This is a genomic window from Effusibacillus consociatus (genome assembly GCF_042652925.1).
GTDB classification, from domain to species: Bacteria; Bacillota; Bacilli; order Tumebacillales; family Effusibacillaceae; genus Effusibacillus; species Effusibacillus consociatus.
On record NZ_JBHSHC010000057.1, the window covers coordinates 21,519 to 33,385 of the forward strand.

General features: G+C 49.6%; 10 protein-coding genes. 2 read left to right on the top strand and 8 right to left on the bottom strand.

Going from position 1 to position 11,867, the window contains the following annotated elements:
* Positions 1 to 88 precede the first annotated feature (88 nt).
* Positions 89 to 829: an alpha/beta hydrolase gene (locus ACFO8Q_RS08520; protein ID WP_380025346.1), complete on the top strand. Its 741-nt coding sequence runs from the start codon at positions 89 to 91 to the stop codon at positions 827 to 829.
* 155 nt (positions 830 to 984) lie between these two features.
* Here ACFO8Q_RS08520 and ACFO8Q_RS08525 read toward each other — a convergent pair whose 3' ends face one another.
* Together ACFO8Q_RS08525 and ACFO8Q_RS08530 are read right to left on the bottom strand one after the other, a co-directional pair.
* Entirely contained in the window at positions 985 to 2,559 is a 1,575-nt protein-coding gene (locus ACFO8Q_RS08525) for a hypothetical protein (RefSeq protein ID WP_380025347.1), read from the bottom strand.
* Positions 2,560 to 2,636: 77 nt separating this feature from the next.
* Positions 2,637 to 4,241, bottom strand: coding sequence for a DUF2254 family protein (locus ACFO8Q_RS08530; protein WP_380025348.1), 1,605 nt, complete (start codon positions 4,239 to 4,241; stop codon positions 2,637 to 2,639).
* A 198-nt stretch (positions 4,242 to 4,439) separates the two neighbouring features.
* Here ACFO8Q_RS08530 and ACFO8Q_RS08535 point away from each other — a divergent pair, with 198 nt between their 5' ends.
* A complete protein-coding gene (locus ACFO8Q_RS08535; RefSeq protein WP_380025349.1) occupies positions 4,440 to 6,398 on the top strand; it encodes a S8 family serine peptidase in 1,959 nt (652 codons plus the stop codon).
* On the opposite strand, the gene ACFO8Q_RS08540 is transcribed toward ACFO8Q_RS08535, so the two are convergent.
* From ACFO8Q_RS08540 to prmA, 6 genes are all read right to left on the bottom strand, one after another.
* Entirely contained in the window at positions 6,395 to 7,096 is a 702-nt protein-coding gene (locus ACFO8Q_RS08540; RefSeq protein WP_380025350.1) for an HAD family hydrolase, read from the bottom strand. The genes ACFO8Q_RS08535 and ACFO8Q_RS08540 overlap by 4 nt on opposite strands.
* 110 nt (positions 7,097 to 7,206) lie before the next feature.
* Positions 7,207 to 7,968, bottom strand: coding sequence for a deoxyribose-phosphate aldolase (gene deoC, locus ACFO8Q_RS08545; protein ID WP_380025351.1), 762 nt, complete (start codon positions 7,966 to 7,968; stop codon positions 7,207 to 7,209).
* Positions 7,968 to 8,396, bottom strand: coding sequence for an NUDIX hydrolase (locus tag ACFO8Q_RS08550; RefSeq protein WP_380025352.1), 429 nt, complete (start codon positions 8,394 to 8,396; stop codon positions 7,968 to 7,970). The genes deoC and ACFO8Q_RS08550 overlap by 1 nt, the downstream gene beginning before the upstream one ends.
* Before the next feature lie 91 nt (positions 8,397 to 8,487).
* A complete protein-coding gene (gene mtaB, locus ACFO8Q_RS08555) occupies positions 8,488 to 9,861 on the bottom strand; it encodes a tRNA (N(6)-L-threonylcarbamoyladenosine(37)-C(2))-methylthiotransferase MtaB (RefSeq protein ID WP_380025353.1) in 1,374 nt (457 codons plus the stop codon).
* A 3-nt stretch (positions 9,862 to 9,864) separates the two neighbouring features.
* On the bottom strand, positions 9,865 to 10,626 hold the full coding sequence (locus ACFO8Q_RS08560; RefSeq protein WP_380025354.1) for a 16S rRNA (uracil(1498)-N(3))-methyltransferase: 762 nt from the start codon (positions 10,624 to 10,626) through the stop codon (positions 9,865 to 9,867).
* Between the two features lie 17 nt (positions 10,627 to 10,643).
* Positions 10,644 to 11,585: a 50S ribosomal protein L11 methyltransferase gene (gene prmA, locus ACFO8Q_RS08565; protein ID WP_380025355.1), complete on the bottom strand. Its 942-nt coding sequence runs from the start codon at positions 11,583 to 11,585 to the stop codon at positions 10,644 to 10,646.
* Between the last annotated feature and the right edge of the window lie 282 nt (positions 11,586 to 11,867).

Sequence of the window (11,867 nt, forward strand, 5' to 3'; positions counted from 1 at the left end):
AATTCCGATGGCAAATGCTAACACTAGCTTGCCGTACATATAGCCAATTATTCGACAATGTTCAATTTTCTCGAAGGAGAGTGGGACTATGACAGACATACACAAAAGAAAAGTAATTGGAGATTCCCTCAACAGCACACATCTCGGACGTGCCATGGATGTCCGCATTTTCCTTCCGCCCGGCTATAATGAGCTGCTCTCCTATCCTGTACTTTATACACAGGACGGACAGGACTTTTTTATGTACGGGCGAATTGCGACTTTGGCGCAGCAACTGATTCTTGAGGAAAATCTGGAACCTTTCATTATCGTGGGTGTCGACGTGAATCGGCAGCATCGAACTTCTGAGTACGGTTCGTTAGGTTCCCGAAACCAAGCTTACCGTTCGTTTTTCCTGGAGGAACTGATCCCTTTCATTGAAAGCAGGTATCGGGTTCCGAATTCCGGTCTCCAGCGTGTACTGGCCGGTGACTCCCTAGGCGGTACTGTGTCACTCGATATCGCTTTGGACAAACCGGAATTGTTTCAAGGAGTGATCAGCTTGTCCGGGGCTTTCTATGAACCCCTGCAAAAACGAATTCGGGAGACCGAACCATTTCCTCCAATCGATCTCTATCTGTTGATTGGTGAGCAGGAAACGGCTGTTGAAACAGATTTCGGGCCGCTCGATTTTGTCGAAATGAACCGGCAAACACGTGACATCTTGGCCGAGAAGAACGCCCGTTATACCTACATCGAGAAACCGGGTATCCATACATGGGGATTCTGGCAAAAGGAACTCCCCGATGCACTCAGACATTACTTTCGACCTACCATTTGGGTTCCGTGATACAGTATATCAATATTTTAGAAACATTTCTACAAAAACATGATAATTCAAGAAAAACAGTTCACTCCTATTATATAATACAGAGGCGAAAAATCAGTCTGGGTAATACAGAAAAACGACCCGTCAATGGGTCGTTTTTCCTTTCTGTTCTATGTTTATCTGATAAAAAACCCGTACCAGAGAGCTGTAACAATTGCATCAAACAGAACAAAATTCGAAAACATCCGAACAGCCGAATACTCCTCCGGCTGCTTCTTTCCCTTTCCAATCCCCTGCACAGCTCCGGACACTGCTATCCCGCCAGCCGCTATAACAACCAGAAGCAGGTATTTGCTCCACGCACTCATCATCCACAACGGCATCTGCTTCATTATCTGAGGTGAGTAGAATTGGTCAATGAACATCCATTTCACCAGCAGATAGATTGAAACTGCCACCCAGCAGTGCAAAGCCGTTTTTTCATAATGGAGCTTCCGTTTTAGCAGGTTTACGGCTCCCAGATACACGTAGGACAAAACAAGCCATTTCAGAGAAGCAACCCAGGCGAATACGGCTCCTGTCAGCAGAGGAGGCAATTGCGCAATCGAGCGGATATAGTCGATCAAGCGAAAACGATTCATATGATCCCGATACAAGGGATCATTGCTGGTGGCTTCGACAGAGAATGTTCGATCACCGACCTGATTCAGCCACACGATCGTCCCGGCAGATCCCTCCTTCCACGACACAAAAGTCGGGTGAACCGCTCGTGCCAATTTTCCGGAGATCCGCTCCTCGCCAACCTTTTGCCCTTCCCGGAATCGCAGCAGATGCACCTGTCCATTCACAGCAACGACTGTCTCCACTTGATCGTCCTGCCGGCCGGAAGCGTGAATTCCGGTAACCGTTCCCTTCAAAACGGTATCGCTCGATTGAAGCTTGACAGGGTCATCATTCCGCAGCAAAGTTACCCGAAGTTGACCGTATCCGCCTGTTTCTTCTTCCGTATAGAAAAGGTAGACAGAAGTCCCACCCATCGCCAGTTGAAAGTCATCAACTCTCCGGTCCCCGGTAAGCTGAAACGTCTGGATTCTCGATTGCCTTACTACTTTGGCTGTTGCAAGGTCCCATTCTGTCCACCAGAACGCCTTGTTTGCACTTCCGTATTCTGCGAGCGAAGCGATCAACAGCTTCTTATTTGCCCCCATTACAGTCTTGATCTTAGTTACGTCTTGTATGGGTATATAGGACCAGGGTGACATCCTGCCATCGGCCCATTTGGCAATTCGGAGTTGTCTGTCATCACTTGCAACAAGGTAGACCTCATCTTCTCCCTTTGTCGCATGGAATGTAACAGCCGCTCCCAATTCTTCGACCGGTCCCCAGGATTTCCCTTCCCACTGGCTGCGATAAAGGTTGTCTTTGCAGATCCAATAAACCGCATCGGCAACGATTGTATATTGAGATGCGTCTTTCAATGAAACGTCAGGCAAAGGGAGTTTTTTTTCACGGTGTTTTAATGCAGGTGTCATTTCTTCCACTACGATTGAGGTTCCGTTCAAATAAGCGATGCGTCCGTCCGGGAGTGGAACGGGGGGATCAGGGATGTTTGTTGTGCCGAATGCTGTCTCCCTTCCAAAAACACTTGAAAAAGGGAGAACGTTTTCAACTGTCAGCAAGAGTATATGGTGCATCAGTATAATCAATATAACGAGGGCAATCCATGTAAGAGTTACCCGTTTCACCTTCAATACAAGCGCCCCCTTCCCTATAGACATGTTTATGTCCCGGGGAATGGGTTCATGAGCATTATGCCGATTCGGTCGGATTAATGCTCAATCGGATTGGGAACGTTCAAGAATTTCTCCGGTGAAAGGCCATCAAACAGATCGATCCAGTCGGACCGGTTTTCCAGCAGCTTCGGCGTAACATCCAACGCTTTTTTCGGCCCCTCAGGGAATACTTGTGTGTATTTGTAATAGCCCTCCCACAACAGGTAGACTTCCGTCAAGTAACGTTCCGGTTCCTGATAATCATAGAGATGGCGAATCTCCAAACGGTGTTCGATTATGTGATTCAACAGTTCCGGATCGGGTTCAAAATATTTCCCGACCGCCCTTATGAGGATTGTTACAATCCCCTTACGCCGCGAGTACAAGGCCGTCGAGGCAAGCAGCAGGTACAGGTAAAGGTAGGGACGTATTACACTCGAATCCTCTTTTTTCGGGAGCATTTCTTCCCGCATCCACGTGGTAATCTGCACGATATCTTTAATATCTCCGTGCAGGAACAGAAGCTTGATCAGCTTCACGTACTCATAAAACAGTTCATAAATCAATGGATGGGGAAAAATAGGCCCGTCCTTCTCGATAATGGTTGCCAATAAGCGACCAAACGCGTTTGACACAATATGCTCGGCAACGAATGAATGCCCGTGGAGCTCGCTTTTCGCGACCTGCCGGCCGATTTCTTGCAAACGGCGAAAAGCCGCAATGACAAAACCGTGAACCGCTTCCTTATCACTGCCTTTCTTCACGACCCGACAACTGATCTCATAAATGTGCTGTACCACTTTGGTAATCATATTCAACTGCTGTTGTCCCGCAAGACTGGTCATTACAATCTGAGTGTATCCGTCCACGATGACTCCGGCAGCCTTCAGGGAACCGCTTTCCACATATTTGATCCCCATCTCAAACAGTTCATTCAAGATCGCGCCGGAAACGGCCGTTTCACGCTGACTGAACGAAATGCTCGCAAGTCCCTGCAATTGATCGACAATCCGGTTATGATACCATAGCACTTTGTCCTGCTCGGCAGTGGGCAGCCGGGTATTATGAAGCATATCCGAAATGTTTTTTACGCATCGGACAGCAGTCATCGTATCCATATCGTTAATGGAACGTTTGCCAATATCGGCAATCTGTTCGATTTTGTCCAATGCTTCTTGGTAAGCCCCGCGGTTATAGGCTGCCAGATATTCTTTCTCGATCTTGCTGATAATCGTTTCCGGCTTCATCAATTTCATTACGGCATACATGTAGATCAGCAGCCACAGGAAGCCAACAATCAGGAGTACGAGATCCGCGCTGATCCACTTGTCCATTTCTTTCGTAACCAGCCCGTTGTCCAGTTCCCGCATCTTCGAAAGCATATAGATAGCGTGAAAAATCGTCAGCAAATAAAACGAAAACAAGGAGACGTTATAAGGAAAGCGCACATAGAAATCCAGAATCCGATGGCTGTATTTGCTCGCCGTCATCTGAATCGCCACCATGACGATCGAGATCGAAAGGGTAAAAATCGTCGCCAAAATTTGGGCGATCGTATTCAAATAGTTGCGAGCCGTCTCCGCATCCCCGTCAAATACAGGCGGAGTAAACAGCAAAATCACACCGATGAGCAACCAGGAAGCCAAGAGATGCAGCGCCAATGTTTCCCCGTCCTTTCCTGCCCATACTTCTGCTTAGTATGCGCCAAGAACAGCAAAAAATTTGAAGGGATTGATTTCCGCCGGCATTCCACCGGAATGGTTCCTGCCAAAAATGGAAAACTACCTATCGAGACATTGAATTTGGGTTCCCATCGAAGTACTCGTCACTTTGATGGGCGCGTGTTGGAGGGAATTTACATGAAACGTTATATCTGGGGAGGGACCACTGTCGCTCTCTTATTGGCAATGTCGGCCATATTAGGCCCGAGGCCATTCCGATTACCCTTGGATGGCCCGCCCCGGATCGCCAATCTTCCGGGAGCCCAACCTCGTATCCTGAATGACGCAAAGGCGGCGAAGGATCTGCGGGCGCAAGTAACAGGCAAACAGGGAAGAGATCAAATTGCAGCACAGGACATGGCGATTACTGCCGCACTATGTGTAAGGGACTGCCGATTTATGCTGCAGCACCTCGCCAACCAACTTGATCATACGACCGATCCTGCAATGCGCAGCAAGTTGATTCGGGATGCTGTCCAGGAGCACCCGCAATTCCGTTCTATCGTTTTTCATGCAGCTAATGGGCAGACGTTGTCTTACGGAACATCACTCAAACCTCAATACCTGCGTGAAAGTGCTGATGAGGTTAGAAAGACCAGCCAATTTTATGTAACCGACATGTATGAGGGAACAGGAAAGGACAGCCAGCTGCTTATGTCGATGGCTCTGCCGGTTATCCACAATTCGCAATCCGTTGGGGTACTCGCGGCTGAAGTCGAAATGGGCTACTTGCGGCGGGTGGCTGACCAGGTGGACAATCAAATGGGGACCGTTACTCATCTCAACACACATGACGGAAATCAAGTGTTGTTTCATCCGGAAAAACCACATGTGCAGGGTGGAAACGGCGTTTCTCAAAATGTGGACGGCACCAAGTGGAACACTTCCTCCAGGATTGTTCGCTCCAAAGCGGAGGACATTCGGGTGGAGGGAAAAAGAAACGAAGTGCTCGTACAGTTTCATAAAGAACCCACTCAGGCTGAATTGGCGAAAATCACTTCCGATATTAACGGGGTGGTGGTCAAACGCAATCATCTCCCGTCTTTTGTGTTTCGTTCCAAGACGATGAAGACAGAAGAACTGGTTGCTTACTTTCAGAACATGGGTGTCAAAATGGTGGAACCACACCGGGTTCTTCGTCAAAACGAACTGCCGAACGATCAACTGTACGAACGCTATCAGTGGAATTTCCCGCAAATCAACATCGAAAAAGCATGGAATACAACCACCGGAAATCCGAATACGATCATTGCAGTGGTGGATACGGGCATTGATCTTGATCATCCTGAATTCGAAGGCCAATTGGTAGAAGGACATAACATGATTGAGGATACAAACAGGCCCCAGGATGATAATGGCCATGGTACCCACGTGGCTGGAGTGGTCATTGCCCGTACCAACAACATTGAAGGAGTCGCCGGCATGAACTGGAATTCAAAAGTCATGCCGATAAAAGCTCTCGATGCGGAAGGAACAGGTTCGGTGTTTGACATCGCAGACGGGATTCGTTGGGCTGCAGATCACGGGGCAAAGGTGATCAATCTGTCGCTCGGCGAATATGAAGATTCCCGTTATCTCCACCAAGCCATCCAGTATGCCGCATCCAAAGATGCACTGGTAGTTGCCGCCATGGGGAACGACGATACGGACCAGCCGAGCTACCCGGCAGCCTATCCGGAAGTATTATCGGTTGCTGCAGTGGACCAAAACGCCCAGCGGGCCACCTTTTCAAACTTTGGCTCTCACGCGGGAGTAGCTGCACCGGGGGTATCAATCGCCAGTACTTTCCCTGATCACCGGTATGCCGCGTTGTCAGGAACCTCAATGGCCTCTCCGCACGTAGCGGGGCTTGCCGGGCTGATTCGTGCGCTGAACCCTGCCCTTACTGCCGGTGAGGTGAAAGACATCATCCTGCGAACTGCAACAGACAAAGGGCCAAAAGGAACAGACCCCTACTACGGCAGAGGTCTGATCAATGTAACGGAGGCAATCCGCCAGGCACAGGCGAAACCGCAAGATATGGGTCGAGCCGGTCAAGCACCCGAGCCGGCTGGAAAGAAACCCTGGTGGTGGTTCTTCCGCCGCTTATTCGGCTAACAAGCTTTCAGTAAAGGCAGCAGCTCCTTTAGTTCTCGGATTACTCGAACTTGGGGGTGTACATCGCGTACACTCCCGTTTCTGTTTAACCAAACTGCATCCATTCCCACCGCTAATGCGCCTTCTGCATCATGCGGATACGAATCTCCGATGTGAATGGCTTCATGGGGTTCAACCCCTAACTCATTCAAAGCATGATGAAAAATAGCCGCATGAGGCTTTGCCGCCCCAATGATTCCCGAGATAAACAGGCGATCTTCAGGAATAAAACTGTCGATCCCCAAACATTGCATCTTAAGCCATTGCGCGTCAGCCGGACCGTTTGTGATCACGGCAAGCTGATGTTTCTTAGTCAATTCTTCCATTGTTTCGGCAAGCCCTTCAAATGGTCGGATATAATTGGAGGCTATCGACATATAGTGAGCGTGAAACGCGTCCGCCATTTTTTCATCGAATACCTTGTTCAGGACCGGATCTGTAACAAATCGGAGTCTCCGGTATTCAGCAAGATCGATTGTTCCCTCCTCAAAAATCGGCCAGAGCTGATCCGTCCTCTCCTTCACCAGCCGAAATGCTGCTTCTGCATCCAATTCCGGGTGCAGGGTTTGAAATGTCGCTTTCACACCCTGTTCATAATGCCAGCTGCTGTCGTAAAGCGTATCATCCAAATCAAAACAAATTGCTTTGTATCTTTTCATTTTCCTCTCCCCACCCTCTCTCTTTAATCATACCATGAAGACTTCCTATAAAAAATCACACACCTTGCTGATCAAGGTGTGTCACTTATGTTTGCTGAATATGTACCGGATTAATACCCTCCGCCGACAGCTTGTCCGCCCTGCACAATTGCAACTGAGGCACTGGCCCCGATCCGGGTCGCACCAGCTGCTAACATGGTCAGCGCATCGTCTCGTGTACGAACGCCACCGGATGCTTTAACCCCCATTTTGCTTCCGACTGTCGCCCGCATCAATTCAATGTCTTCCTTTGTTGCACCGCCGCTGCTGAAACCGGTGGAAGTTTTCACATAATCGGCTCCCGCTTGTTTGGACAGCAGGCAAGCCGCGATTTTCTCTTCATCCGTAAGCAATGAAGTCTCGATGATGACTTTTACGAGCGCTTTTCCTTGTGCGGTCCGAACCACCGCTTGAATATCTTCCAACACCAGACGGTACTCGCCCGCTTTAAGCAGCCCCACCGGAATCACCATATCCACTTCGGTGGCACCGTTGCGGATGGCATCCTCCGTCTCGAACGCTTTGACGGCAGATGGAGTGGCTCCGAGCGGGAATCCGATCACCGTGCAAACTTTCACTTCCGTTCCTTTTAATTCGGCAGCCGCTATAGGAACAAACACCGGGTTCACACAGACAGAAGCGAATCGATGCTCTTTTGCTTCGGCACACAGTTTTTTAACCTGTTCGATAGTGGATTCCGGTTTCAGCAAAGTATGGTCAATGGCAGAAGCCAATTTTTCCTCAGCTAGGGGAGTAAATGGTCCTTCCTCTGTTTCGATCCAGCCGGTAATCGGCTCCAAACGGCTGCGAACTGCTTCAATCTGTTGGTTCATTACGCGTCTCCCTTCAATCTTTTTACCGCACGTTCAAGGATGACATTATTGTTGTCATACCCTCGCTCCGCATGGATTTGCATCACGTGATCGAGCGGGTACCAGAATGCCTCTCGAATCTCTTCTATTTGGGCCTTGGGTTCACCTGAAACGGCCTTCATCAGATAATAGGTAACTTCTTTCGTAACCGTACCTTTTCCGGGAACATCAAATTGAAACGAAATGATCCCAAGCGGGTCACCGACGATCTCGGCTTCAATACCGGTCTCTTCTTGAACTTCCCTAAGTGCCGCCTGTTTTTCGGTTTCCCCGTCCTCCAAGTGTCCTTTTGGCAGCGTGGTTTTCCCAAACCGATCATTTATCAGAAGGATTTCAATCCGCCCCTGCAAATTCCGATACACAACTCCACCAGCGGAATACTCTTTCATCCCGTCACCTCCGTACCGACATTATAAGTTAGCGAGATATGGGTGACAAGGGAATCCACACTTTCAAGCAAAAACGTGAGTTCATCGGAACTCACGCTTCTAGCAGCTCAAGCTGGATCAAGCCTGATTCGGTATTTGTTATTGTCTCTTCCTGCTTGAATGTCAATTGCTCAACATACGTTCCTTTCGAAACGTCCGCTTTCGCTTCGTCCAGCCGTACGGTCACAATTTGGCCGAGCATGTCCGGGTGACCACGGAACGCAATTTTAATATAGTTATCACTGTATCCTTCAAGCAAGCCTTCCGCATTGATATCCTCCGGAATCACTTCCAGAATCTTGCCTGCGTATTTGCTGGAATAGTGAACTTGCAGCTCGTCGGCCAGCTTGATTAATTCGGCAACGCGAGCTTCTTTAACGGATTCCGGCACCTGGTCGGTGTATTTCGCCGCAGGAGTCCCTTTTCGCTGCGAATAAGGGAATACGTGCAAGTCGGCAAATTGCTGTTCTTTGATGAAATTGTAAGTTTCTTGAAAATGGGCATCCGATTCGCCCGGGAACCCGACAATCACATCGCTGGTAATCGCCAGATCAGGCAGCGCCTTGCGCAATTCCACCAGTTTCGCGGCGAACTCTTCGACTGTATACTTGCGGTTCATTCGATCCAGTACATAGTTCGAACCGGCTTGCAATGGAATATGCAGGTGTCGGCAGACCTTCTCCGAACGGGTCAGAACCTCAAGCATTTTGTCATCAATTTCGCTCGCTTCAATCGAAGAAATGCGAATTCTGCGAAGACCCTCAACCTTCTCCAAATCGACTAGCAGATCGGCCAATGAATATCCGTCAAGATCGTCCCCGTATCCGCCGGTATGAATTCCCGAAAGCACGATTTCGTGATAGCCTGCTTGCACCAGTTTCTCCGCTTGCAGAATCACGTTCTCCGGCTTCCGGCTGCGAATAAATCCGCGGGAATACGGAATGATGCAGAACGTACAGAAGTTATTGCAGCCTTCCTGGATCTTCAGGAATGCTCGTGTGTGTCCCTGGAATTCCGGAACATCCAGCTCTTCAAACTCTCGCTGGGAACGAACAGAAGAAACGAATTTGACAGGTTTCTTCTCCGCCTGCACCTTTTCCACCAAATCGACGATCCGGTCACGGTGTTGGGTACCGATTACGAGATCCACACCCGGGATGGCCAGAATCTCATCCGGCGCCATCTGTGCGTAACATCCGGTTACAACTACCGTAGCGTCCTGACTCCGGCGTATCGCGCGGCGGATGATTTGACGAGACTTCTTGTCACCTGTATCGGTAACCGTACAAGTATTGATCACGTAAATATCCGCAATATCATTGAAATCGACCTGCGTGTATCCGCGCTGCTTGAACAAATTCCAGATCGCTTCCGTGTCATAGGAATTCACTTTGCAGCCCAATGTATGAAAAGCCACTGTTGACATCTTTTACCCTCCCATCTGTTCGTAATGATATAAAATCATAGCGGCGGCAACTACCCCCGCTGTTTCAGTTCGCAAAATGCGCGGGCCTAACGTGATCGCACGGGCCCCTTTTTCCTCCGCCAGAAGCACTTCCTGTTGATCAAAGCCGCCTTCCGGTCCGATAATTACGGCAACCGAGCGCGGCGGATTGATACTTGATTCGATTCGCTTATTCAGGACAGCCCGTAAACCATGTCCGGATTCTCCTTCATAAGCAATCAGAACGAGATCGAACGAAGAAGCCTCTTGCGTCAGCCATTTTGTAAACGAGGTAACCTCGTCAATTTCCGGAATCACAACACGATGCGCCTGCTCCGCCGCTTCTTTTGCAATGCGCTGCCAACGCTCACGGCGTTTGTTTTCCTTCTTCGCATCATATTGCACGATCGTGCGGTTGGTCTCTACCGGAACGAAACGGGCCACTCCGACTTCGGTCCCTTTTTGCACAATCAAATCCATTTTATCACCCTTCGGCAGCCCTTGGACCAACGTAAGTTTTACCTGTGATTCCACTTTTTCGTCGAGCGTTTCGACGATATCGCCAATTACCTGATCGGAACCGAGTTCGGCCAGTCGTACGCGATACGAGCTGCCGGTACCGTCTGCACAAATCACTTCTGCATCCGGCTGCAAGCGGAGCACCCGTGTAATGTGCTTCACATCATCTCCCGTAATCCGCACGCGCCCGTCTTGTATAGCTTCCGGAGAAACAAAGTATCTCTGCATTCTTCCAGTTCCCCTGATTACTCAACAGGTTTGACGGCAACAAGCACCGTCCAGCCCTGTTCGGTAAGTGTTTCTTTTATCTGAAATCCGTTCTCTTCCATTTGGGAGCGAACCCATTCTGACTTTTCTTCTATGATTCCCGAGGCAATAAAGCTCCCATTCCCTTCAAGCACCTGATAAGCATCCGGGATCATGCGGGCAATAATATCCGCCAGAATATTTGCAACCACCACCGAAAATGGGCCCTCGACTCCTTTGAGCAGGTCATTGGTTCGAACGGTGATCCGCTCTTCCACATGATTTTGCGCTACGTTTTCTTGTGCAACTTTCACGGCGACCGGATCCAAATCCAGGGCCAGAACTTCCTTAGCGCCAAGCTTCGCACTGGCGATTGAGAGCACGGCAGTCCCCGTCCCGACATCCACAACCTTCGCATCGGCAGGGAGCCATTTTTCCAACATGCGGAGACAAAGTACTGTAGTGGGATGAGTCCCTGTCCCGAACGCCATACCGGGATCCAGTTCGATGATTTCTTCGCCTGGTTCCGCGTCATACGATTCCCAAGTCGGTTTGATCGTTAAGCGTTCGGTCACGCGCACGGGCTTGAAAAATTGCTTCCAAGCATTCGCCCAATCCTCTTCGTCAACCTCGCGCGTTGTAACTTCGGCCCGCCCCGGGTCGAGACCGTATTCGGTGAAGGCAGCCAATTCTTTTTTGATATTCTCCACAAATGAACTTATATCGACCAGTTCCGAAAAGTAGGCCGCCACACGCGCACCCTCCTGCGGAACCAGATCATCCGTAATTTCATACCAATTTCCGTAAGGGTTCTTGCGGACATCTTCCAGATCGTTCTTGTCCTCAATCGCCACACCGGCAGCGCCAAGCCGCGTCAACAGCTCCGATACTGCGTCACTGGCCTCGTGGCTCGTCCAAACTGTCACTTCTGTCCATTTCACACGAAGACACTCCTATAACGTGCACCAGCACCTATGGCCGTAGCCCCGTACTGGTACTCTTTAGTTGCTTCTCATTTGGAAAATCCAGTTTACATGTTACATGAACGGGAAGGCAAAATCAATTCGTTCAATCCTCATCCGGTCTTGCGACCGGATGCAACCTCTCCAATGGGTGGGAGGTAGCGAAGCTCAATTTTGCCGCCATCCGCCGAAGTAGAGTAGAGAACTGAAATTTCATTGCGGGCGCAAGCCCGCTTTTACTTTTCCAGTTCCCCCTTCATC

Excerpts from the sequence above, each read along its gene's own strand:
- ACFO8Q_RS08520 (WP_380025346.1), top strand. The coding sequence starts at position 89 with ATGACAGACATACACAAAAGAAAAGTAATTGGAGATTCCCTCAACAGC.
- ACFO8Q_RS08535 (WP_380025349.1), top strand. The coding sequence starts at position 4,440 with ATGAAACGTTATATCTGGGGAGGGACCACTGTCGCTCTCTTATTGGCA.
- ACFO8Q_RS08540 (WP_380025350.1), bottom strand. The coding sequence starts at position 7,096 with ATGAAAAGATACAAAGCAATTTGTTTTGATTTGGATGATACGCTTTAC.
- deoC (WP_380025351.1), bottom strand. The coding sequence starts at position 7,968 with ATGAACCAACAGATTGAAGCAGTTCGCAGCCGTTTGGAGCCGATTACC.
- ACFO8Q_RS08550 (WP_380025352.1), bottom strand. The coding sequence starts at position 8,396 with ATGAAAGAGTATTCCGCTGGTGGAGTTGTGTATCGGAATTTGCAGGGG.
- mtaB (WP_380025353.1), bottom strand. The coding sequence starts at position 9,861 with ATGTCAACAGTGGCTTTTCATACATTGGGCTGCAAAGTGAATTCCTAT.
- ACFO8Q_RS08560 (WP_380025354.1), bottom strand. The coding sequence starts at position 10,626 with ATGCAGAGATACTTTGTTTCTCCGGAAGCTATACAAGACGGGCGCGTG.